Raw genomic sequence first — 23,421 nt, 5'->3', positions numbered from 1 at the left:
GCTTTCAATAGTAAAAATAGTTTTTGTAAGTTTTGTAATTGATTTTGTAATTAAAAAAAGTATAAGCGACTTATAATAAGTCGCTTATACGTAAAACTCTATTTTCTTTTGATCAACACATCTTAGTTTACTTACAGGTCTCCCCACATGTTGGTACATCATTTCGTTTTCTAACACTCCAATGTCAGTTAAAAACATTACATATTTCCGAATAGAAACTCTTGAAATCCCAACTAATTGTGACATTTCATCTGTTGTAAACGCTCGTCCATTCAGCGACTCGATCTTCTGCCAAATTAATTGCAACGTTTGCTTCGTTAATCCTTTCGGAAGCTCTTTAGTAACAGTAGGCTCTCTTTTTTCCTTTTGCAAAATTAACGAATCTAATTCCGATTGACTAATTTTTTGTTGTTCTTTCATGAAAGTAAGTTTTTCTCGATATATAGTTAATGCTTCTTTGAATCGTTCAAATGTAAATGGTTTAATTAAATAATCTACTACGCCATATTGTAATGCTTTTTTAATACTCCCCATATCATGTACAGCTGAAATCATCATAATATCGATTTCTTTTTCTTGATTCCGAATATACATTAAAAGCTCAAATCCAGTCTCTTCAGGCATAAAAATATCAAGTAATACTAAATCTACTCTTGATTCCTCTAATACTTCTATCGCCGATTTTACCGAATTAACTGCTTGAACAAGTTCAAACCCTCCTACTTGCTCTAAATAATGCGTATTTAACATTGCTACCATCGGGTCATCTTCTACAATTAAAACTTTAATCATATTTGCCTCTCATCCCTACCTTTAGGTATTTCAATTGTTATCTTTGTTCCCTTTCCTACTAATGAATGCATATGAATTTCCCCATTTATTCGCTGTATACTTTCTTTTACAAGATACAAACCATAACCACGGTTATCTCCCTTTGTGGAATAACCTTTCGTAAATAATGCCTCTATTTCTTTTTCTTGTATACCTTTTCCCGTATCTTGCACTGTAATAATTAATGTATTCCCATATCGTATCTCAACTTCAACTTGCTTCTTTTCACAATTCGTCACTGCCTCTAATGCATTATCAATTAAATTTCCGACAATCGTAATTAGTTCATGAGTAATACTTTCATCATCTATTTCTGGCATGTAAGAATCTTCACTTATAATTAATTTTATATTTTTCTCTCTAGCATAGCTCAGTTTTCCGAGTAAAAAACCAGCAAATACTGGACTTTTTATTCTTTTCATAATCCCACCAATTTCATATTGATGCTCTGATACCATACCACTTATATACTTTTGTAATTCTTCATACTGTTTCATATGTGTAAGCCCTAATACGACATGCATTTTATTCATAAATTCATGCGATTGTGCCCGTAATGCTTCTGCATATAACCTAATACCAGTTAATTCTTCTGCTAATTTTCTAATCTCTGTTTTATCACGAAATGTTGCAATCGCGCCAACTATTTCTCCTTTTACATATAAAGGAACACGATTCGTTACAATCGTAATTCCATAAATATTTTGTTCTTCGTTTAATTGTACCTCTCCAGTTTGTAATACTTCCTTTATACGCGAATTAGGCATATACAACTCAACGTCTTTACCGATAAAATCTTCTTCAAGTCCACTTTTCTTAAACAATCGTTTTGCCTCATTATTTATTAAAGTTACATTGGCCTCTTTATCTACAGCAATAATACCTTCCTTTACAGATTGTAGCATCGTATTTCTTTCTTCAAGAATTTTCGCTATCCTGTGAGGTTCAAGACCAAATAAACTTTTCTTTATATGTCTAGCTAGCAATATTGCTCCTATCATTCCGACTAGTACCCCAACTCCAACTCCAATATAAATGATATGTCTACTTTCCTTAACTCTCTCTTTTACATTATCTGCTGAAATACCAACGGCCACCGCTCCAAGTTGTTCACCTGTTTCAGAAAATATAGGTACAAACACTCGCATTGAAATACCCAAAGTTCCTTCTGCCAGCGATACATGTTCCTTTCCTTTCAATGCAGGCCCTTCATCTCCCCCAATAAAATGATGACCTATTTTTTGAGGATTTGGATGTGACTTTCTTATTCCATTCATGTCCATAACTACAATAAATTGAACACCTGTGTTTTTTAATATTCTATTTGTATACGTTTGGATTGCAGCAGTATCTGTTTTCCCAATTAAACCATCAATTACAATTGAATCATTCGCCACAATGTGTGCAATTGTTTTTGCTTTCTCTGCTTGGCTATCCTCCGTTGTCCGTTCTACATTGTGACTAATTAATATATCTGTCACAAGTAAAGAAAAAATTACAACTGTACAAACTAACAATGTAATCGTTTTCCATAAATTCCATAGTCTTTTTCTTTTTTTCATCCCGTTAATGACTCCCCTAATTGCTGAATAGAAAAATAAGTAAGGTGATATTATTCTCACCTTACTTATCTGCTGTTATTATACTTTAAATTTACTAGTCATCGCTTGTAGTTCTTCGGCCATCTCAGCTAAGTTTTGTGAAGCTGAACTAATTTCTTCCATTGAATTCACTTGTTCTTCTGTTGAAGCAGCAACACTTTGCATACTAGCTGTATTTTCTTCTGCAGCCGCTGCAATTTCATCAATAGCATTTGTCACTTCATTTGCATCTCCAGCAATTCTCTTCGTTGTTTCTACCATTTCATTCACTTGAGAAACAATATGTGTAGTAGAACTTAAAATTTCCGTAAAACTTACTTTCGTTTTTGTTACAACATCAAGACCTTGTTGAACTTCCTCATTCACATTATCCATCGCTTTAACAGTATGTTCAATATCAGCCTTAATTTCTGCAATTAAATTCGCAATCTCTCCAGATGATTCTCCTGATTGCTCCGCTAATTTTCTAACCTCATCTGCTACAATAGCAAACCCTCGGCCCTGTTCACCTGCTCTTGCTGCTTCAATAGCCGCATTTAAAGCTAAAAGGTTCGTTTGAGTAGCGATATTTTGAATTGCTTCAGAAATAGCTCCTACCTGCTTTGATTTCTCATCAAGAAGTTTAATAATGGCATCTGACTCGGATACCGACCTAGAAATAGACTGCATTTGTTTTGCTGTTTGTTCAACCAATTCCTCCCCTTCTTCAGCTCTTTCTCTCGCATGCAATGAGGAGATAGAAATTGATTCTGCACTTCCAGTTACATCTTGAATTGCTGTATTTACTTGTTGTAATGTAGCCGCACCTTCTTCAACACCTTGACTTTGTGATTCAGCCCCACCTGATACTTGTTCCATTGCAATTGTAATTTGATCTGTCGCATCATTTGCTTGCTGTACGCTCGCTGTTAACTCTTCAGCCGATGCCGCCACATGTTCTGCTGAAAAACTAATTTGAGTAACCACATCTTGTAAAGAGGCAGACATTTCATTAAAGGAATTCCCTAATTTCCCTATGTCATCCTTGGAATAGATTGTAATTTTCTCTGTTAAATCTCCCTTACTAATTTTATGTGCCGAGTCAGCTATTTTTCTTAATGGTCTTGTAATAGACTTTGTAATGAAATAAATTAATACACTACCAAATACAATAGCGATAGCAATAACAATAAAAGTCTTATAAAATACTGGATTCGCAGCTTGGGTAATTTCTTCATCAAACATAACTCCAACTACTTTCCAGCCCGTTTTCTCATTTGTTGCAAAGATTAAATTCTTTTTATCATCTTGTTCTGTATAAGAGACATTTCCTTGTTTTTCTTCATAAATCGGTTTAATCCAAGGGTCAGTAACTTTTGCACCTGGTTTTCTAGATGGATGACTAACAATTTGCTTATTTTGATCTAAAATAACTGCATAACCTTTTTCACCAATGTTAATCATTTTGGAAATTTTCAAGATGTTATCTAAATTCAAGTTAATTCCTATAACACCTTTACCATCTTTTACTTCTTTTGCAATTGTCACTACCATATTTTTTGTAGATGCTGATTGATATGGTGCAGTAACAATTACTTTCCCTTTATTTTCATGTGCTTCTTTATACCAAGATCTATCTGTTGGATTATACCCATCATCCATTTTGATAAATGGTTCTCTTATAAACTTTCCTGTCTGCGTTCCAATATAAATACCTTCTACTTCTGGATGAAGTTTTATATATTGCGCTAACTTCGTTCTTACTATTTCTTCTTGTCCGTTTGGATATGTATCCTCTGTTAAGATGTCTGCAAAGTATGCTGCATCAACAAATTTCTCTTCTATATTTTGAGAAATAACAGTATTTAAAATCGAAATATTTTCCTTTGCTTTACCTGTGATTTGTTGTTCAAAATTTGTTTTGGCAGTTTGATATGAAACACCACCGATAATAAGTCCTGGTATAGTTAAAATTAGAAAGAATGAAATGATTAATTTTTTCTTGATACTCATACATTTAACCCAGCTAAATATTTTTTGCATAATAAGCCTCCTTTATGGAATGTGAATACTTGTGTAATTTTATACAAGTAACATATATAAAACAATATATAATGATAACATGTAATTTTTTTGTCAATTATGCATTTTTACATATTCACTACTTCTAAAGATGTAATCATAAAAAATAAGAGAACTTCAGCTTATTATATATGCTGAAGTTCTCTTATTTCGTAACAAAAAGCCCCCATAAAAACTCCTCTTACAATTCCTTACATCCCTTTCCTTACTAATTGCTTTTCACATAACTAATCGCCTGACTCCCCATTTGCACCCATGCCTGTTCAAAGTTTTCTCTCGGTACTTTTACATCTAAACTATCACTTAGAGGATCTCGAATGTATACAAATTCCTTATCATATCCAATAAGTACTACACAATGTTCATTATACGTAATAGAAACATCTCCAGTATTTGTTTCCCATGTAGTAAATTCATCTTCATCTAATGGCGCAAATGTTGCATTTGTAATCATAACTACCGGTTGTCCTGATTTTACACTCTTATAAAGTTCTCCTATACTCTTCCCCGTTAAGTCCACAGCTTTATTAGGTAAATACTGTTTCGCTAATTGAAATAGCGGTCCATGATATACACCATATCCAGATTCAGAAAAGGTATAAATATTCCCTACAAATCCTTCATTTGGGTTCCCACGTATACCATCGTTCATAAAATCAACTTTCTTTATTTCGTTTGCTAATTTCATCTTATCCACTGTAATACCTGCGTATTGTAACATCATCGCTAAGCTCGTCACTTCACAGCCTCTATCTAACTCTGGTAACTGCTGAATGAAAGGTACATTTGATAAGATGACCTTTTCATCACGATCAAACTCCACTTGTTTTCCGCTTCGTATATGGAAGAATGTTAACTTCTCCACATACTTTGTAATTCCATTTGTATATACGTTCCATACTGCTATAGCTAGTAATGCTATGCATATATACCACTTAAACCTTCGTATCACTCTCACGCCCTTCTTAGTTCGTTAAATAAGAATAAAACGCGTCAGCATCCGTGCGAATTACCGGTACAAAATTTAGTTCTTTTCCTTTTTCAGGCTGATCTTTTTTTATTTTTTCTGCTAGTTCTTGAGTGTTCATATTCGTTTTATCCATATTAAGCTCATCTGCCATTTGTAACACCTTTTGTTCATTAATTTCGCTTAATACTTGATATATATCTTTACCATACAAATCGATATGATATTCTTTTGCTTCTTCCTGTACTTTTTGTTCATACACTTCTTGTGCTAACATTTCTATTTCTTTTCCTTTTTGGGAAATCCCTAACTTCCTTGCTTCCTCTCTTACTTTCGTTCCATAGATTTCTTCCTCAATGTCCTCTATTTCTTTTCCATTTGTCGAAATACCTAATTTATCCGCTTCATCGTTAATTTTAATCGTATTAATTTGATTAATTAAATTTACAATCGTTGTATTCTCTATAGATATGCCTAACTTTAACGCTTCTTGCTTTATTTTTGTTTCATAGATTTCTTCTGAAAGAGTTCCAACGTCTTTTCCTTCAATCGAAATTCCTAACTGTTCTGCTTCCCTTCCTACTTCTGTTTCATGGATTTCTTTTTCTAGCGTAATTTGTTCTTTCCCTTCCGTTTCAATCCCTAAATTCTCCGCCTTTTCTTCTGTATGCACCGCATGTATCTTCCCATTGTTTAATTGTTCTTTGCTACGCTGCGTGTAATCTGTCTTTCCTTTTGATGTTTCAGAAGGAGAGGCACCCCCTAATATACTTAAACTCATTACTCCAATAGTGAATACCATCATCATTTTCTTTTTCAAAATTAATTCCTCCCTCTTACACTTTCTTTTCCATCATTCCCTATTCATACTCGAAATAACATTATGATCGATGTAATCTACTCAAATACCTTTTTATAATCGCTTCTTTATAGGGCGAACTTTCCGTATACAATACATGTTAAAAATAGTTTCTTAACTTTCCCTTAAAAAAAGACGACCTTGTAAAAACAAGATCGTCTTCTTACTTATATTTTTTGGTTTTTAGGGAAAATCACTTCAAAACAAGTAGCATCTCCCCATTTGCTCTCTACTGATATTTTTCCGTAATGTTTTTCTACAATCCAATTTGCGATTGAAAGACCTAATCCAGCTCCTTCTGACGTACTTCTCGCTTTATCCCCTTGATAAAAACGATTAAATAGTTTGGGGATATCCTCATCTTTCACTCCTATCCCATCATCTTTCACTCGTATACGAATTGAACTGTTCATTTGCGTACAATCGATTTGAATATGACCACCTTCATTCGTATACTTCATCGCATTATCTAACAGTATGACCATCATTTGATGAATCCGCTCTCTATCACCCATAAAAGATACGCCACGTTCTACTTTTAATATCATTTCTTTTTTTTGATAAGAAGCAATCTCCTTATATGGAGCTACTATTTCTTCTAACAATTTATCGAGTTCAAATGTTTTCTTATCCATCTCAATTTGATTAGAATCAGAACGCGCTAGCAATAATAAATTACTAACGAGTTTTGATAACCGCCTACATTCTTTTGAAATTGTAGAAATATCCATCGCTTTTTCTTCTATCGTAGCGGATGGTGACTGGAATAAAACATCTGTTTTTGATTGAATAACTGCAAGCGGTGTCCTTAGTTCATGTGATGCATCAGAAACGAATTGCTGCTGTTTTTCCCATGAATTTTGAATGGGTACGAGTGCCCTGCCAGCTAAGAAAAAGCCAATTCCTATTGCACATAAACTTCCTACGCTACAACCTATCACAAGAATTAAAAATAAAGTATGTAACATTTCTTTTTCAGCTGTTATATCCCTTGCAATTTGAACTATTTTTGCATCTTTCTGAAATGCAAATATTCTAAAATATTGTCCTTGTACTTCTATATCTTGTAAAGTTCCTAATTTCTTTGGAGAAAATTTTTCCAAATTATCTTCAAAGATAAAACGACGTTTGCCGTTTTCAATATCTATCTCCACCGTATTTCCAAGCCAAGTTAACTCCATTATCCTTGGATCCCCAATTGGAGGATATCCCCTAATTTTTTTAGGTAGTTTTTTATCATCTTCATTCTTTCTATGTTGAACGGCTTTTTCTATCGATTCATTTACTCCACTATAAATACGCTTATATGTGTACGAATAAATGATACTACCTAATACACCTATCAAAATGATAAATACTAATGAATTCAATATAGTCAATCGAACGCGCGTCTTCTGAAACATACTCCCCTTTTTCATTGTTCTTTTAATATATATCCAATACCTCGAACGGTTTGAATATCTTTCTGATAACCGAATGGCTCTAATTTTTTACGTAAATGATGTACATACACTTCTACAATTGCCACTGTCGTATCTGAATCAAATCCCCAAACACGATCAAAAATTTGTTCACGCATTAAAATTTTTCCGCTATTTTGAACGAGGTACTCTAGAAGCTCATATTGTTTTAATGTTAACTTCATACTTTGTCCATCTACTTGAACATCTTTATCTTTTCCGAACAGTTCAATCCCTTTATAGCGAATAGTCTGCTTTGTTGTTAAACTACCGCTTCGTCGTAATAAAGCACGAATTCTCGCTTTTAACTCTGGAGCCTGAAATGGCTTAACGATATAGTCATCCCCGCCAAAATCCAACCCTTTCACGCGATCTTCTAAAGAATCTCTCGCTGTTAAAAACAGGACTGGTGTTTCAATCTTTTCATCACGTATTTTTTGAATTACTTCAAAACCGTCCATTTCTGGCATCATCACATCAAGCAAAATAGCGTCATATATATTTTGTAATGCTAGAAATAATCCATCTTCTCCATTCAATGCTGTATCTACTTCAAATTCGTCGTGTAATATTTGGACAATAGATTCTAATAAAGAAGCATTATCTTCTACTACGAGTAAGCGCATATTCTCACCTTCCACCATATTGTTCAATTCTATTTATAATTACATTTTAACGTTTTTCTCGCCATAAAATTTGGAAGACTTATTATACAAGCTCTTCCTTAAATTTAGCTTAATAAAAAATTGAAAGAAATAAGATTCCTCTTATCTCTTTCAATTTTTTACTACGTATACCTTTTTGCTCGGCAATTCTAAACAATTTAGCTGGCCGCCATATACAGCACCGCCATCAATTCCTATAATACGATTGCTCCCAAAATATACGCCACAATTCTCACTACCATGAAGCGTTTTTGTTTCCGTATGACCAAATATAACAACCTTTTCACCACTATACCCACTATGAAACTCATTACGAATCCACATTAACGTATATGGTTCACATTCCGAAACATGCTTCAATGGCTCAACACCAGCATGTACAAATATATATTCTTCTGTTTCAACGTAATGATCTAATTCTTGAATAAACTTTACATGTTCATCTAATACACGAGATTGTAAAATCGGTTTTTGGAAATTCCCCTCATTAACCACAATATCTTCTTCTACAAATCCATAGCTGTATAACGTCTTATCTCCACCATTCCTTTTTACCCAATGGTTCCATGAACGTTCCTCATCTGTCGTTAACGCCTTAATCATCATCTCTTCATGATTGCCCTTTAGAACGAAGGCTCCATCTTCTTTTAACTCTTTTACTTTTTCAATTACTGCACGCGCATTTGGACCACGATCCACATAATCTCCTAGTAAAATTAATTGATCCTGCCTTACATCGTATTGAGCCTCTACCAATAACTGTTCGAACTTTTCTATTTCTCCATGAATATCACTAATAACAAGAATTCTTTTCATATTATCCCCTTCTTTCTCAACCACTCTCTTTCTAATTATATTTCAAAACAACAGAATCCTTTGAACTTATATTCAAAATCACATTTATTACAAATACAACGATTATCCTTACAACAATGTAAGTCTCTTGTCATCCAATTCGATAGTTGCAATTGCTATATTTCCTTATACTAAAAGTAAGAAATGAAACAAAAAAACAAGGAGAGATGAGAAATGAAAAAAGTGATGGAAGTTATGGTAGCAGTGGCAGAGGTTTTCGTAAATGGCAAACAAGTTGCAATGGAGTTAAACAAATAATGAAAAGGACAAGATTCATTCTAGACCCTTTACTCATATAAAAGAGATAAGACTTCTTCATTTTTTTGATCCCTTATCTCCTAAAGAAAGCCGTATCCTTTTTCGGATACGGCTTTCTCTTATTTTTGACTCGTACGAGCTGAAATACTAATTGCTCTATCTGTCGCTTTGGCAGCTTCATCTAACGCTTCTTTACTATTCTTTCCGTCATACATTGCTTCTAATGCTTTTACAACTGCATCTCGTGATTCTGGGAATACGCTAATTAAAGCACCTTGTGTTGCTGGAGATTGTTTCGTCGCTTGCAATTGATCTACTGTTACTTTTAACTGTGGATATTTTTCATATTGCTCTTTTACTAATGGTTCATTATATGCATCTGGATTAATAGAGAAATAACCTGTTGCAGTATGCCATTTTGCTTGTACGTCTGGCTTCGTTAAATATTTCATAAAGTCCCAAGCACCTTGTTGTGTTTCTTCTGAAACCATATTCGTCATCCATAATGATGCTCCACCAATAACAACACCATTTTGTTTCGAATCCTCTGGATATGGAATATATGACACGCCTACATTAAACTTAGATGCATCAATTAAGTCGCGAACACCAGCTGAAGAATCTAAATACATAGCAACTTGTCCAGACTGGAACGCGGCACGAATATCATCCCAACTTGCTCCATACTTTCCTAGTGCACCAGCTTTATTTAACTCATCTAGCATCCCAAATACTTTCTGTCCTTCTTTACCGTTAAATACAGCTTTCTTTGCAGCATCTTTACGACCATTTTCATTATCTACATATAAAGCGCCTTGTGTCGCTAACAATTCTTCAAAGAACCAACCATAATTCAGCATTGAAAATCCATATTGTTTTACATTTCCGCCTTCTTTAATCGTTAACTTTTTCGCTGCTTGTTGCAATTCCGCATATGTTTTTGGAGCTTTCTCTGGATCTAAGCCCGCCTTTGCGAAAGCATCTTTATTATAAATTAATACTGGTGTAGATGAATTAAATGGCATAGAATACATTTTTCCATCAACTGAATAATAATTTGTAATTGCTTTTTCCAGCTTTGAAGTATCGTACTTATCTTTTTTTATCCAACTATCAATTGGCGTAATCTTTTTACTATCAATCATATATTTTGTTGTAATTTCACTCGACTGAACAAGAGCTGGCGCTTCTTTCGTAGCAGACATCGTTTTAAATTTCGTTAAAGACTCTTCATATGTCCCTTGGAACTCTGCCTTTATCTCATATTTATTTTGTGACTTATTATAGTCTGCAACAAGCCCATCTAGTACACCTTGTGTTTTTCCACCCATCGCATGCCAAAAACGAATTACAGTTTTATCACCATTTTTTTCAACTGGTGCTACTTTTGCCTGTGCTTCAGGTTTTCCCTCTGTTTTACTATTTGAACAAGCAGCACTAGATAATGCCATTGTTGCTACCATTAATAGAGCAGCACCTTTTTTAACTAGACTCATTTTAATCTCACCTTCTCTTAGTTATTTAATTGCACCTTTTGTTAATCCTTGTTGTAATTGCTTTTGTCCTAAAAATAATAGAATCAATGTTGGTATAACGATAACCGTAACGCCAGCCATTACGCTTCCCCAATCAGTTGCAACTTCTTGAGATTGAAGCTGCTTCACACCAATTTGAACTGTTCTTACCTTTTCATCAGTGGTCACTAAAAGTGGCCATAAGTACATATTCCATGTTGTTAAAAAACTATATACGCCAAGCGTAATAAAACTCGTTTTACAATACGGAATTACAACGCTGAACAAAAATCTTACATTTCCAATCCCTTCAATAAAAGCAGCTTCTTTCAGTTCATTCGGAAGTGTCATAAAATGTTGGCGTAACAAGAAAATACCGAAAGCTGTTGCAAAAAACGGCACTGTCATCCCAGCGAAACTATTGATCCAGCCAAAGTTTTGAATCGTTAAAAAGTTAGGTACCATCGTCGCTTCCCACGGAATAAGCATCGTTGAAATAAACAGGAAAAAAATAAGATTTCTTCCCTTAAACTGAAGAAAGACAAAAGCATACGCTGCTAAGCTTGACACGATAAGTTGTCCAATCATAACAACTATCGATACAACTAAGCTGTTATATAAATATGTAAAAAGTGGTACTTTCTGAAAAATATTAATGAAATTATCAAAAGTAAATTGAGTTGGAAATATCCTTCTCATTTGAATATCGTCTGGTGTCATAAAGCTTATTAAAAACGCATACAGCACAGGAAAAAATACCATTACTGCACTAATTATGAGCAGCATGTATAGCAGGAAATTTTGTTTCCACTGTTTAACGATCATTTATAATGCACCTTTCTCTCAGCAAACTTAAATTGAAGTAATGTAGCAATGAAAATGAAAACAAATAGTACCATCGCTTGTGCACTTGCTGTCCCAAATTGATGATTCACAAATGCCTCTTTATAAATCGAATATACAATTAAATTTGTTGCATCATTCGGTCCACCGTGCGTTAAAATATCAATCTGTCCAAAGCTTTGGAACGCACTAATTAACGTTACTGTCACGATAAAGAATAAAGTTGGTGATAGCATCGGTAATGTAACACGACGAAGCTTATATAAATAGCTAGCACCATCTATAGATGCACTCTCATATAAAGACGTATCAATATTTTGTAAACCACCTAATATAACTAAAAATGCAAATCCTGTATTCACCCAAACCGTTGTAACTGATACAGAGAATAGTGCCCAGTCCGGACTCGTTAACCATGCAATTGCAGGAAGATTCATAGAAGCTAATATATTATTGAATAACCCGACACTTGGATGAAATAAAAATAACCAAATCACTGCACTAGCAGCTACTGATATTCCCATTGTCGAAGAAAACAGAACTCGAAATAACCCAATACCTCTTACCTTTCCGTTTGCAATCAATGCAAGAAATAAAGCGAGTATAATACTCGTAGGCACTGTATATACAACAAATAATAAAGTTGACTTTATGCTTTTGTAGAAAGCAGGATCAGAAAATAAGTATTGATAATTTTCTAAGCCAACGAAAAGATTAGCTTCTCCGTGTATATCTGTTAAATAAAAGCTATAGTAAATCGTCCTAAATAATGGATAAAAAAGAAAAATCGAGAACAATAAAATAGATGGCGCTAAAAATAATAATCCTATTCTTAAATCTTTCGTTCTACTCCATAAATTCTTGTTTTTTGCCACCTTTGCTTGGGCTGGTAACTTGCCTACTTCAATCATTATTTCGCCACCACTTTCAACTCTTCTTCAGCTACCACTTTTAATCGTTCATTCGTATTTTGATGAAAGAAGCATAACTTATCTTGTGAGAATAATAATTTTACTTTGTCACCTTTGTTCAGGATTAGCTGTCCAATGACTTTTGCACTCCAAGTTGTTCCATTTATTGCGAAGTTTAATATAGATTCGTTGCCTAATACTTCTACAGATTGTAGCGTAACTTCTTGTCCTTCCTCAGACAGGGCAATATGATCAGGACGCATGCCTATGCGAATTATTCCTTCTGGTAATTGCTTTAACTGTCCAATAGATAACGGAATTTGCAATTGCCCTATATGTAATACACCTTTTTCTTTGTTTACTTCTCCATCATTTATATTCATCGAAGGAGACCCTATAAAACTTGCAACAAATTCATTTGCTGGTTCGTTATAGATGTCAAGCGGTGTTCCAACTTGCTGTATGCTTCCTTTATTTAAAACCATGATGCGATCTCCCATAGTCATCGCCTCTATTTGATCATGAGTAACGTAAATCATTGTAATTCCTAAACGCTGCTGAATTTCTCTAATTTCAATTCTCATTTGCGCACGTAATTTCGCGTCTAAATTCGAAAGTGGTTCATCCATTAAACAAATCGGTGCTTGGCTCACAATCGCTCTAGCAAGCGCAACACGCTGTCTTTGTCCACCTGATAATTGACCTGGTTTCATTTTCACATACTCTTTCAGCCCTACCATTTCAATAGCTTCCATTAATCTCTTTTGCCGCTCTTCTTTTTGTACTTTCCTTACCTTAAGTCCAAATAAAATATTTTCTTCTACAGATAAGTGTGGGTATAGTGCATAATTTTGAAATACCATTGATAGATTACGATCTTTCGGCTCTAAATCATTTGCAACACGTTCATTAATAATTAAATCCCCCGAAGAAATTTCTTCTAGGCCAGCGATCATTCGTAATAATGTGCTTTTCCCACATCCTGAAGGCCCAACTAAAACAAAAAACTCACCCTTTTTAATATGAACCGATACACCCTTAACCACTGTCTCTTCTGCATTTTTATATACCTTTGAAACATTTTTCAATTCAATCACAAAGTTGCACTCCTTTTTTCTTCTTGTATCCATACTTCATAATGACTCGTTGAAATTGCACTTGCGCCTGCACGAATAGCAATTTCCGCATCTTCTCGTGTTTGAATCAGTCCGCCTGCAATGATAGGAAATTCTATTTCCTCTGCTAACTGCTTAATAATGGAAGGCATAATACCAGGCATAATCTCTACTGCATTCGGTTTAGTCGTTTTACAATTTTCAATTGATTTTGTAAGAGATAAAGTATCGACAATAAAAATACGTTGGATCGTTTTTAATCCAATTTTATTGGCATTTCGAATTGTCGATCCTTTTGTTGAAATAATGCCTTGTGCTCCGATAACGTCTTGAATATACAAAAGCGCTTCCTCTGTATTCGTATTTAAACCTTGTATAAAATCACAATGAAGAAAGACATCATGTCCATGTTTCTGTAATTCATATACACGCTCTGGTAACTCCAGCATTGAACCCGTCATAAGAAAAACTGTTTTCGGTAATTTTTTGTATGTGTTGTATCCTGTCCAATCTTTTATCATCGCAATATAAGGTTCTTCAAACATTCATTCCACCTAGCTTTTCTGTTTTTATCCAAACTAAAAACACCTACTTACATAGAACACCTTTCTCCTTATTTGAACTCTAGGGAATAGAGCACACCTAAGAAAGTGGCACGTTATATGTAAGCGGGTGTTCTCAAATGTTCTCTACCCTAGTTATTTTGTTACCTTTACTATAGTATGCATTTATTAAGTCAGTTTTGATAGATTGTTAATTAGCTGTTAATCGAATGTTAATATTCACCTATTCCTTTTTACACTAATCATTACATAGGAATAGTACAAACAAACTCCCAACTACCTTTCATATTCTATAATTAAGGTTGTTTAATTTTCTTATCACTTTTTGAATTAAAGTTATTTTCAGAAGTATGTTTCTTTTCTTATTAATATTGTCCATAATGCAACAATACCTGCACTATTACCTTAAAACTCCTTATCTATCCCTCTCTTCAAATGATTTTTCCCAAAACAAAAATCCCATTCAAATACACATTACTGAATCCATCATGCTAACTGATTTCTTCATTCTGTCTATCTAAATGGGATTATTTTTCGTTTTTTATTCTACTGGTTGTTGTGGCTGTACTACTTCATTCGCTCCAGCTGCCCTCAACATATTTGCAATATCTTTAAAACCTCTTTTTTCAGCATATTGCAGTGGCGTAATATTTTCCTTATTGGCCATATTTACATCTGCCCCGTGGTCAATAAGCATTTGAATTACTTTCTTATGGTTTTCACTACCATTTCCTAATACGATTGCTTCTACTAAAGCTGTTCCACCACGAGCATTTTTATAATTCACATCAATATCTGTATGCTCTAACAATTCTTTTACGACCTCTACATGGCCACGCTCAGATGCAGAAATGAGTGCTGTTCCACCTGATTTAGTCGTTTCTTTCGTATTAACTCCTGCATTAATTAGTAGCTTTACAATGTCTGTATATCCTTCTCTACTTGCATAAAGAAATGGATTACTTTGTTTCTCATCTTTACTTTCAATATTAGCACCTGCACCAATTAATGCTTTCACTGTCTCTACATGATTTTGATACGTTGCTGCAAGGATAGGTGTTTCTCCGTTGTCACCTTCTACGTTTATATTAGCCCCATCTTGAATCAGCTTCATAGCTGTTTCTGTGTCTCCAAGGGTCGCAGAAAGTAGTAACTGTTTGTCCATTAAATTTATACTTTTTTCTTCTTTAGATTCTTCCTGTTCTTTATGCTGTTCTTTTTTCTTTTCGTTTTTCACATGAACCGGTTTCGATTCTGGCTCCTCTTGCTTATCGCAAGCCACTACCGTCATTAAAAGTCCTAATAACATACATAATAAAATTTTTTGTTTTCTCACAACTACAGCTCCTATGAAAGATAATGTTTTCTTAACCATTCCTCCATCACATACAATAACTCTTCTTGAGTACATTTATCCATAAGCCCTTTATATTCCTTCTTTAATCGGATTATCTAAACTTATACCTAAGTTTCTCAACTTATATTAGCGAAGCAATTAGTTTAGCACGATTTTACCGCATTTGTATACATTTCTAAAAAGTACATAAAGTGAAACTTTAATCAGTGGGAGGGTTCACCCCACTGATTATTAGTTGAACCAATCGGGTATTTACGGGCTGTTGATCTCCCACCTAACTTCTTTGCTCCTGCCTAATTCTGAGGTGGGAGTTTTACTGCCCGTTAATACGGGGTAAATGATTGCTTTAGGTTACTATATTCCATTGTAACCGTTCTTCTAAAAATTTTACACCTTTTCTATATTTGCACCTGAATAATACTAGAAAAAGACAACTATGCAGTTGTCTTTTTCTAGTATTAATGATGCCCACCGTGATTTCCCTTTTTCGGGTTCCCCATCATTTCTTTATTCATTTCCCATTTATGCTCTGCTAACTCTTTATACGAGAGAACTTTCCCCTTATAGTTAGATACAAAGCTCTCTGCATCTTTTTTGTTTTTAAATGAAATGACATTATAAGCCATTGGTGTTGTAATTGTTTTATCATATACATAAGTAGCGTCTTCTAACGAAACCCAATCTTTCGAATCATAATCTCGAACAAATTTTTCTTTTGTCTTTTCGCCCGGATTAATCTCCATCCATTTATACATACAACCAATATCATCAAACTTTAACGCTTTTCCATTTTCTAAAATAATTTCCGTTGCAAATTGATTATCCATTACCCCAATTTGGCAAATATCACACTTATCATGTTTCTCATCGATTGCTACTGCCTCTGCTTGTTTCTTACCACATCCTACTATTGTAAAGACAAAGAATAAGCATATAGCAAGTGTCACATACTTTGTTCTCATTTTACTTCCTCCCTAACCGTATCTTCCACAAGGAGCATATCAAAAAGTTGTGTGAGATTTGTGAAAAAATAATGTACTTTTTGTAATATAAAGGCCAAAAAAGATGTGTAGCCATTTCTACACACCTCTCATCATTCACAACCTGTAATTAATAAATCATCTTCCAACCTAACTAATAATGTACCTGTATAAATTTGCTGCCCAACAACTACATTTACTAATCTTATATTTCCACTAATGCCGACTGCAACCTTTTCAAGCTCACCGTTAGTTTTTCGGATCATCATTAATTTTTCCCACTCATATACGTAAGAAGATTCATTAACAAAAATCTCTTCTACTTTTCCTTCATAAGAACTACAAATCTCTTCCATTCTTGTTTTCATATAAAACCTACTCCCTATTTCACACTTCAATATTTTCATCTTATTCTACCATTCTTACGGAGAGCAGCTTACTTTTTAAAAATTCAAATTAACTACCGTGAACAAAATGACCAAAATAAAAATTATGCTTCTAATGATGTTATTTTTCAAATTATTTACCATTTGGATGGATACTTTTATGATAAACAAAAAATCTTTTTCTGAATTTTCATTCCATTTTGAAAGCGCAATCATTTTTTGAGGGGGAGATTACATGTTAGCACTACTTGGATTTGCGATGGTATTTGTCTTTATGTTTTTAATTATGACGAAACGTATGTCTGCACTAGTCGCATTAATATTAATTCCAATTACTTTCGCATTAATTGGTGGTTTTTATGCAAATATGGGACCTATGATGTTAGAAGGAATTCAAAAACTAGCACCTACTGGTATTATGCTTATGTTCGCTATTTTGTATTTTGGAATTATGATTGATAGCGGTTTATTTGATCCTGTCATTAGTCGGATTTTGAAATTTGTAAAAGGAGACCCTTTAAAAATTGTTGTTGGTACAGCAATTCTTACGATTATCGTTTCATTAGATGGAGATGGAACAACAACGTATATGATTACTGTTTCCGCAATGTACCCACTATATAAACGCCTTGGAATGAATCCACTTATATTAGCTGGGGTTGTTATGTTAGGTGCAGGGGTGACAAATCTTACACCGTGGGGCGGACCGACAGCTCGTGTTATGAGTGCACTTGGACTAGATGCATCAGAGCTCTTTACACCACTTATACCAGGAATGATTGCTGGTGCACTTTGGGTCGTTTTCGTTGCTTACTATCTTGGAAAAAAAGAAAGAAAGCGTTTAGGAATTATGGATATACAATATTTAAAACAAATGCAAACAACAGATGAGCAAGCTGCAACAGTAGAAGCTGCTGTTCATAAGCGCCCTAAACTTCTCTGGATTAACTTTTTATTAACTGCTACTTTACTTGTCTGTCTCATACTAGAAGTTATGCCGTTACCTGTTTTATTTACAATCGCTTTCGCTATTGCTGTTATGATTAACTATCCGAACTTAGAGCAACAGAAAGAACGTATTGCTTCTCACGCAGGAAACGTATTAGCGGTTGTTTCTCTCGTATTTGCCGCTGGGATTTTCACTGGGATTTTATCAGGAACAAAAATGGTAGATGCAATGGCTAAAAGTGTAGTAACTCTTATACCAGACGCTCTTGGACCACAACTACCAATTATTACAGCTCTTCTTAGTATGCCATTCACATTTTTCATGTCCAACGATGCTTTTTATTTCGGCGTATTACCTATTTTAACGAAAGCTGCCGCTGCTTACGGAATTAGTGCAGCCGAAATGGGACGCGCTTCATTACTCGGGCAACCTGTTCACTTATTAAGCCCTCTTGTCGCATCCACTTATTTATTAGTCGGAATGGCCAAAGTTGATTTTGGTGAACATCAACGCTTCACTTTATTGTGGGCAGTTGGAACGACAATGGTGATGTTGATTACTGGGATAGTAATTGGGATTATTCCAATATAAGACAAAAAGAGAGTAGAGGACATATATCCTCTACTCTCTTTTTTATTATGAAGAAACAAGAAAATACCGTCTCTCCGGTCTCCCTACACTCCCATATGTAAGTTCCGCATGTACTTTCTTTCCTGATATTAAATACTCTAAATAACGCCTCGCTGTCGACCTACTTACTCCTACCATCGCACTTAACATTTCTGCTGTAATTCCTTCTTCATTCACTGTTAACATATGCTTTTTTATTTTTGCTAAAGTTAAAGGGTCTATACCTTTCGGAGCATATTCTATTTCATTTCCCTTTACCCCTCTTTGAGACCATAAATGTTCAATTTGTTCTATAGATAACTGATTATTTTTCTTTAACTGTACAAGCTTTTTTTGGTAATTTTCCAAACTTGCCTTAAATCGATCAAACATAAGTGGCTTTACGATATAATCTGTTACTCCGCCCCGCAGGGCGTGCCTCACTACATCTGTTTCCGATGCAGCTGTAATCATAATAATATCTGTATCATGTAAATGATGCCTAATATACGTAACAAGTTCCGTACCTTGCATATCAGGTAAGTACACGTCTAATAAAACGAGCTGTGGTTTCACAAGATCTAACCATTCTTTCGCTTGTTCCCCAGTCGTTGCTGTTCCAATTACTTTAAACCCCTCAACCTTTTCAGTAAAACGACGATGAATGTCCGCAATTCGAATATCATCCTCTACAATCAATACTTCAATCTCCTCACCCATTACAATTCGCCTCTCTCTTTTGGTAATGCGATAATAAATAATGCGCCACCTAAATCCCCTTTTTCGATTGCAATACTTCCATTTAAATCTTCTACTAACTCTTTCACTTTTGCTAACCCATATCCTCGCTTCCCGCCTTCTTTCGTCGAGAAGCCTTTATAGAATATGCTAGTAATGACTTCATCATGAATTCCTTGCCCCGAATCTTCCACTTCAATGACTATTTCTTCTCCGATATCAGTTACAAACATTCTTACTTTCTTATCATGTTCTTCATTTCTTTCAATCGCTTCAAATGCATTTGTAATTAAATTCCCTAAAATAGAAACGACATAATTACTCTCAATGTGCGGGCTTAATTTGTCTAAGCTACTTTCTCTATCTAGCATAAAATCAATCTTCAACTCTCTTGCTCTATTATAGAATCCAATTAAAATCCCACCTAACCACGGATTTTGAATTCGCTTCATAATAAATTGAACAAAATCTTGATAGACCGCCGTTTCCTTATGAATAAGCTCTAAAGCATCTTCATATGATTCTAACTGGATAAGGCCTGAGAGCGTATACAATAAGTTATTATATTCATGCGTTTGCGCTCGTAATGCCTCTGTATATTGCTTTGTCTGAGATAATTCTGCTGTTAACTGATCCATTTCAGATTTCAAACGTAAGCTCGATACAACACCCGTTACTTTATTCTTTACTTTAATAGGTAGACGGTTCGCAATAACAGCCTGCCCTTTTATATTTAATTGACGATCAAACTGTTCTTCCCCAGTTTGAAGTACATCTAGTATCGTTGAATTAGGAATTACATCTAAAATAAATTCTCCAATAATATTTCGTTGTTCATCTAATGAAAGAATGTCATAAGCTGCTTGATTGACTAATCTAATCATCCCATTTTGATCAATGACAATAATCCCTTCACGTACAGATTGAATCACTGTACTATGCTCTTCATATAAAGATGAAATTTCTTCTGGCTCCATACCAAACATCATTCTTTTTATACTGCCTGCTAAATATATAGAACCAATTATCCCAATTAAAAGACCTGCTATTGTAATCCAAAATACACGCTTTCCATACACTTCTACTGCACCATGAATATCATCCATTGAAAATCCAACAGACACCACGCCAATAATTTCATTTTCCTGATTACGGATTGGAACTTTTCCGCGTAATGAAGGGCCTAATGATCCAGTTGCTCTCGAAACATAAGATTTCCCTTCTAATAGAACCCCTTCGTTATCTCCACCAACCATTGCTTCTCCTATTTTATCTCGCTTAGGATGTGCATATCGAATCCCCTCTTTATTTCCAACTACAATAAAATCAGCATCTGTATCAATTCGAATTTTTTCTGCAATCGGCTGAATGATAGAAGCTGGATTTTCTTTTTGAAAAGCTTCCTTTATTTCAGGTATAGCAGCAACTGTTTTCGCAACATGCAAAGCCCGTTTCCCAATTTGCTCTTCTACCGTTTCAGATAATATGTAATAAAATAAGTAACTCGTTAACAGAAGTACAACTAAAATTAGTGTACTAATAGTTAATGTAATTCTCGGTTGTAGTTTTAATTTTTTTAATTTCAAAACCATTCCCCTAACATGATTAAAGATAGAATTTAAAGAATATACAGTCTCTTTAATTATACTTAATCATAACATGGTTACTCTATATTTCTTTTTCTATTCATAAAAAAGAAACGAAGTAAAATTATTACCTCGTTTCTTAGCATTCGTTATTACACTTTAAACTTACCAATCATCTCTTGTAATTCTTCTGCCATTTGTGATAAATGGACTGCTGCTGCATTTATTTCATCTACTGAAGCTAATTGTTCTTCAGAGGAACCAGCAATATTTTGAACGCTTGCTGCATTTTCTTCAATCGTAGCTGCAATTTCATTAATAGATGCACTTACTTGTCTTGCATCTACCGTCATTTGCTTCGCTACATCTACCATGTTATCAATTTGTACAACTGTATCATCTGTAGATTTCAATATTTCAGCAAAGCTTTGCTTCGTTTCATTTGCAACTACAAGCCCTGATTGTACTTCTGTTCCAACTTGCTTCATAGAACTTACCGTTTCTTTTATATCAAATTGGATCTCTTTCACTAGTTTTCCAATTTCCGTAGAAGACTGTCCTGATTGCTCAGCTAATTTTCGCACTTCATCTGCTACAATTGCAAATCCTCTTCCTTGCTCTCCAGCTCTCGCAGCCTCAATTGCCGCATTTAATGCTAATAAATTTGTCTGCTCTGCAATGTGTTGAATCACCTCAAGAATTGCTCCAATTTGTTTTGATTTATCATCTAACAAAACAATAACTTTATCTGATTGTGAAACAGACTCATGGATTAATTGCATTTGATTCACAGTTTGTTCAACTAACTTCCCACCATCTTCAGCCTTTTTCTTCGTATACATAGATGCTGTGGATACTAATGAAGAACTATCTGCAACACGCTGAATTCCTTCTGTAACTTCTTCTAATAATGTTGCGCCTTCTTCAACTTCTTTCGTTTGTATTTCAGCCCCACTCGACACTTGCTCTATTGCTTGTGTAATTTGTTCCGTCGCTTCACTTGTCTGCTTCATACTAGCTGTTAATTCTTCTGAAGATGCCGCCACGTGACTTGCTGAAGTATTTATATTGGAAATGACCTGATGTAATGATGCCGCCATCTCATTAAAACTTTCTCCTAGCTGTCCAATTTCATCTTTAGAATGAACTGTAATTGTTTCTGTTAAATCGCCTTCACTAATCTTTTTCGATGATATAACAAGTTGTTTTAACGGACTAATGATAGAAGCAATTATGAAGTAAATTAAAATCCCACCAATTATTAATGAAATACCAATAACAGTTAGCGTTTTATAGAAAATAGGATTAGCTGCTTCAATAATTTCTTTTGAAGGCATAATTCCTGCTATTTTCCATCCAGTCTGCTTATTTGTTATAAAGGTAACATTACGATCATCACCATCGAGTTTGAATTTAAAATCGCCTGTTTCCTGTTTGTACAATTCCTTCTCAAGTTTTTCTTCTATTTTGTCACCCGGTTTCATCGTCGGATGTGCTATTACATGTTTAGATTGGTCGAAGATTGCTACATATCCTTTTTTACCGATATTGACCATTTTTGAAGTATTTACAATATCATTAATAATTAAATCAATACCGAGAACACCGCTTTTATCCTCATTCTGTTTTGCTATTGTAATAACAATATTCCCTGTTGTACTTGACTTATATGGAGCTGTGATAACCACTTCTCCGCTTTTTTTCGCTGCTTCTTTATACCAATCTCTTTCGGTAGGATTATACCCATCCGGCATTTGAATAGACGGTGATTGAATAAATTGTCCCGTACTAGATCCTGTATAAATTGCTTCTATTTCTGGATGTAATTTATTATATTCTTCTAATTTATTTTGCACATTTTGAAGCTGATCAGTTCCGTAACTTACTCCGTTAAATAACTTTGTAAAATATACTGCGTCTACCTTTTTACTGTCTATCTCTTTGTTAATAACATTATTTAAAATCTTTACGTTATCTTCCGCTGATTGTAAAATTGTTTCATTAAAATTTGTCTTCGCTTGTTGATAAGACGTCCAACCAATTACAATACTTGGAAGAATTAAAACAATAACAAATGATACAAGTAACTTTGCTTTTAAACTACTTCTCCTTAATTTCCCTTGAAGCATATTTCTACCCCTCCATACCGTTTTAAATGTAATTACCTTACATTTAATTTCTTTATATAAATTATACGATTAAAATGCATCAACTCTTTACCTCTTTTTCTATTAAAGAATTAATACATACCCTTTTCATTCTATATAAATTAAATAATTAAAACAATATATTAAAATGTACATTATTCGAATA

At 34.3% G+C, this 23,421-nt stretch carries 20 protein-coding genes and 2 pseudogenes; 1 reads left to right on the top strand and 21 read right to left on the bottom strand.

Annotation, left to right across the window (positions count from 1 at the left end):
- Window positions 1–84: 84 nt before the first annotated feature.
- The 17 genes and pseudogenes from ACTFSI_RS24885 to ACTFSI_RS24805 form a co-directional block, all read right to left on the bottom strand.
- Window positions 85–792, bottom strand: coding sequence for a response regulator (locus ACTFSI_RS24885; protein ID WP_000598678.1), 708 nt, complete (start codon window positions 790–792; stop codon window positions 85–87).
- The gene (locus tag ACTFSI_RS24880) at window positions 789–2,393 is read right to left on the bottom strand and encodes a sensor histidine kinase (protein ID WP_044821992.1); all 1,605 of its coding nucleotides are present in this window, start codon (window positions 2,391–2,393) and stop codon (window positions 789–791) included. The genes ACTFSI_RS24885 and ACTFSI_RS24880 overlap by 4 nt, the downstream gene beginning before the upstream one ends.
- A 78-nt stretch (window positions 2,394–2,471) precedes the next feature.
- Window positions 2,472–3,290, bottom strand: coding sequence for a methyl-accepting chemotaxis protein (locus tag ACTFSI_RS24875; RefSeq protein WP_434611925.1), 819 nt, complete (start codon window positions 3,288–3,290; stop codon window positions 2,472–2,474).
- 120 nt (window positions 3,291–3,410) lie between these two features.
- A pseudogene (locus tag ACTFSI_RS24870) lies at window positions 3,411–4,424 on the bottom strand (HAMP domain-containing protein); the annotation flags it as partial.
- A 277-nt stretch (window positions 4,425–4,701) separates the two neighbouring features.
- On the bottom strand, window positions 4,702–5,445 hold the full coding sequence (locus ACTFSI_RS24865; RefSeq protein ID WP_044791425.1) for a C39 family peptidase: 744 nt from the start codon (window positions 5,443–5,445) through the stop codon (window positions 4,702–4,704).
- A 13-nt stretch (window positions 5,446–5,458) separates the two neighbouring features.
- Complete coding sequence (locus tag ACTFSI_RS24860; protein ID WP_138322500.1) at window positions 5,459–6,280, bottom strand: transporter; 822 nt, start codon at window positions 6,278–6,280, stop codon at window positions 5,459–5,461.
- A 206-nt stretch (window positions 6,281–6,486) separates the two neighbouring features.
- Window positions 6,487–7,737: a sensor histidine kinase gene (locus ACTFSI_RS24855; protein WP_044791427.1), complete on the bottom strand. Its 1,251-nt coding sequence runs from the start codon at window positions 7,735–7,737 to the stop codon at window positions 6,487–6,489.
- On the bottom strand, window positions 7,734–8,405 hold the full coding sequence (locus ACTFSI_RS24850) for a response regulator transcription factor (RefSeq protein ID WP_138322501.1): 672 nt from the start codon (window positions 8,403–8,405) through the stop codon (window positions 7,734–7,736). The genes ACTFSI_RS24855 and ACTFSI_RS24850 overlap by 4 nt, the downstream gene beginning before the upstream one ends.
- Window positions 8,406–8,555: 150 nt before the next feature.
- Window positions 8,556–9,260 (bottom strand): metallophosphoesterase family protein, encoded by a 705-nt coding sequence (locus ACTFSI_RS24845; protein WP_138322502.1) that lies wholly within the window; start codon window positions 9,258–9,260, stop codon window positions 8,556–8,558.
- A gap of 416 nt (window positions 9,261–9,676) precedes the next feature.
- The gene (locus tag ACTFSI_RS24840) at window positions 9,677–11,053 is read right to left on the bottom strand and encodes an ABC transporter substrate-binding protein (protein ID WP_138322503.1); all 1,377 of its coding nucleotides are present in this window, start codon (window positions 11,051–11,053) and stop codon (window positions 9,677–9,679) included.
- Between the two features lie 21 nt (window positions 11,054–11,074).
- The gene (locus tag ACTFSI_RS24835) at window positions 11,075–11,896 is read right to left on the bottom strand and encodes a carbohydrate ABC transporter permease (protein ID WP_138322504.1); all 822 of its coding nucleotides are present in this window, start codon (window positions 11,894–11,896) and stop codon (window positions 11,075–11,077) included.
- Window positions 11,893–12,825 (bottom strand): carbohydrate ABC transporter permease, encoded by a 933-nt coding sequence (locus ACTFSI_RS24830; RefSeq protein ID WP_138322505.1) that lies wholly within the window; start codon window positions 12,823–12,825, stop codon window positions 11,893–11,895. The genes ACTFSI_RS24835 and ACTFSI_RS24830 overlap by 4 nt, the downstream gene beginning before the upstream one ends.
- A complete protein-coding gene (locus ACTFSI_RS24825) occupies window positions 12,825–13,922 on the bottom strand; it encodes an ABC transporter ATP-binding protein (protein WP_138322506.1) in 1,098 nt (365 codons plus the stop codon). The genes ACTFSI_RS24830 and ACTFSI_RS24825 overlap by 1 nt, the downstream gene beginning before the upstream one ends.
- Window positions 13,919–14,485, bottom strand: coding sequence for a glycerol-3-phosphate responsive antiterminator (locus ACTFSI_RS24820; protein WP_000461369.1), 567 nt, complete (start codon window positions 14,483–14,485; stop codon window positions 13,919–13,921). The genes ACTFSI_RS24825 and ACTFSI_RS24820 overlap by 4 nt, the downstream gene beginning before the upstream one ends.
- Window positions 14,486–15,044: 559 nt before the next feature.
- The gene (locus ACTFSI_RS24815) at window positions 15,045–15,914 is read right to left on the bottom strand and encodes an ankyrin repeat domain-containing protein (RefSeq protein ID WP_000287350.1); all 870 of its coding nucleotides are present in this window, start codon (window positions 15,912–15,914) and stop codon (window positions 15,045–15,047) included.
- A 404-nt stretch (window positions 15,915–16,318) separates the two neighbouring features.
- Window positions 16,319–16,822 carry a nitrous oxide reductase accessory protein NosL gene (locus ACTFSI_RS24810; RefSeq protein ID WP_044791429.1) on the bottom strand — a complete coding sequence of 168 codons (504 nt, stop codon included), beginning with the start codon at window positions 16,820–16,822 and terminating at the stop codon, window positions 16,319–16,321.
- Between the two features lie 131 nt (window positions 16,823–16,953).
- Window positions 16,954–17,208 carry a hypothetical protein gene (locus ACTFSI_RS24805; protein WP_000857647.1) on the bottom strand — a complete coding sequence of 85 codons (255 nt, stop codon included), beginning with the start codon at window positions 17,206–17,208 and terminating at the stop codon, window positions 16,954–16,956.
- 253 nt (window positions 17,209–17,461) lie between these two features.
- Here ACTFSI_RS24805 and ACTFSI_RS24800 point away from each other — a divergent pair, with 253 nt between their 5' ends.
- Complete coding sequence (locus tag ACTFSI_RS24800; protein WP_044791430.1) at window positions 17,462–18,766, top strand: CitMHS family transporter; 1,305 nt, start codon at window positions 17,462–17,464, stop codon at window positions 18,764–18,766.
- A gap of 45 nt (window positions 18,767–18,811) precedes the next feature.
- On the opposite strand, the gene ACTFSI_RS24795 is transcribed toward ACTFSI_RS24800, so the two are convergent.
- The 4 genes and pseudogenes from ACTFSI_RS24795 to ACTFSI_RS24780 all read right to left on the bottom strand — a co-directional run.
- Complete coding sequence (locus ACTFSI_RS24795; RefSeq protein WP_000503476.1) at window positions 18,812–19,504, bottom strand: response regulator; 693 nt, start codon at window positions 19,502–19,504, stop codon at window positions 18,812–18,814.
- Window positions 19,504–21,114, bottom strand: coding sequence for an ATP-binding protein (locus ACTFSI_RS24790; protein WP_080776442.1), 1,611 nt, complete (start codon window positions 21,112–21,114; stop codon window positions 19,504–19,506). The genes ACTFSI_RS24795 and ACTFSI_RS24790 overlap by 1 nt, the downstream gene beginning before the upstream one ends.
- Before the next feature lie 146 nt (window positions 21,115–21,260).
- Window positions 21,261–22,121, bottom strand: a complete 861-nt coding sequence (locus ACTFSI_RS24785) for a methyl-accepting chemotaxis protein (RefSeq protein WP_369805076.1) — start codon at window positions 22,119–22,121, stop codon at window positions 21,261–21,263.
- A gap of 78 nt (window positions 22,122–22,199) precedes the next feature.
- A pseudogene (locus tag ACTFSI_RS24780) lies at window positions 22,200–23,237 on the bottom strand (HAMP domain-containing protein); the annotation flags it as partial.
- Window positions 23,238–23,421: the final 184 nt, after the last annotated feature.

Source organism: Bacillus cereus group sp. MYBK101-2, assembly GCF_051918845.1.
GTDB classification, from domain to species: domain Bacteria; phylum Bacillota; class Bacilli; order Bacillales; family Bacillaceae_G; genus Bacillus_A; species Bacillus_A paranthracis.
The sequence above is the reverse complement of the archived record's forward strand: the minus strand, read 5'-3'. Positions and strand labels throughout refer to the sequence as shown.

What these genes read in the sequence shown, in the direction of transcription:
- ACTFSI_RS24885 (WP_000598678.1), bottom strand. Translation starts at nt 792, where the DNA reads ATGATTAAAGTTTTAATTGTAGAAGATGACCCGATGGTAGCAATGTTA.
- ACTFSI_RS24880 (WP_044821992.1), bottom strand. Translation starts at nt 2,393, where the DNA reads ATGAAAAAAAGAAAAAGACTATGGAATTTATGGAAAACGATTACATTG.
- ACTFSI_RS24875 (WP_434611925.1), bottom strand. Translation starts at nt 3,290, where the DNA reads ATGGAACAAGTATCAGGTGGGGCTGAATCACAAAGTCAAGGTGTTGAA.
- ACTFSI_RS24855 (WP_044791427.1), bottom strand. Translation starts at nt 7,737, where the DNA reads ATGAAAAAGGGGAGTATGTTTCAGAAGACGCGCGTTCGATTGACTATA.
- ACTFSI_RS24850 (WP_138322501.1), bottom strand. Translation starts at nt 8,405, where the DNA reads ATGCGCTTACTCGTAGTAGAAGATAATGCTTCTTTATTAGAATCTATT.
- ACTFSI_RS24845 (WP_138322502.1), bottom strand. Translation starts at nt 9,260, where the DNA reads ATGAAAAGAATTCTTGTTATTAGTGATATTCATGGAGAAATAGAAAAG.
- ACTFSI_RS24840 (WP_138322503.1), bottom strand. Translation starts at nt 11,053, where the DNA reads ATGAGTCTAGTTAAAAAAGGTGCTGCTCTATTAATGGTAGCAACAATG.
- ACTFSI_RS24835 (WP_138322504.1), bottom strand. Translation starts at nt 11,896, where the DNA reads ATGATCGTTAAACAGTGGAAACAAAATTTCCTGCTATACATGCTGCTC.
- ACTFSI_RS24830 (WP_138322505.1), bottom strand. Translation starts at nt 12,825, where the DNA reads ATGATTGAAGTAGGCAAGTTACCAGCCCAAGCAAAGGTGGCAAAAAAC.
- ACTFSI_RS24820 (WP_000461369.1), bottom strand. Translation starts at nt 14,485, where the DNA reads ATGTTTGAAGAACCTTATATTGCGATGATAAAAGATTGGACAGGATAC.
- ACTFSI_RS24815 (WP_000287350.1), bottom strand. Translation starts at nt 15,914, where the DNA reads ATGTACTCAAGAAGAGTTATTGTATGTGATGGAGGAATGGTTAAGAAA.
- ACTFSI_RS24810 (WP_044791429.1), bottom strand. Translation starts at nt 16,822, where the DNA reads ATGAGAACAAAGTATGTGACACTTGCTATATGCTTATTCTTTGTCTTT.
- ACTFSI_RS24805 (WP_000857647.1), bottom strand. Translation starts at nt 17,208, where the DNA reads ATGAAAACAAGAATGGAAGAGATTTGTAGTTCTTATGAAGGAAAAGTA.
- ACTFSI_RS24800 (WP_044791430.1), top strand. Translation starts at nt 17,462, where the DNA reads ATGTTAGCACTACTTGGATTTGCGATGGTATTTGTCTTTATGTTTTTA.
- ACTFSI_RS24795 (WP_000503476.1), bottom strand. Translation starts at nt 19,504, where the DNA reads ATGGGTGAGGAGATTGAAGTATTGATTGTAGAGGATGATATTCGAATT.
- ACTFSI_RS24790 (WP_080776442.1), bottom strand. Translation starts at nt 21,114, where the DNA reads ATGGTTTTGAAATTAAAAAAATTAAAACTACAACCGAGAATTACATTA.
- ACTFSI_RS24785 (WP_369805076.1), bottom strand. Translation starts at nt 22,121, where the DNA reads ATGAAGCAGACAAGTGAAGCGACGGAACAAATTACACAAGCAATAGAG.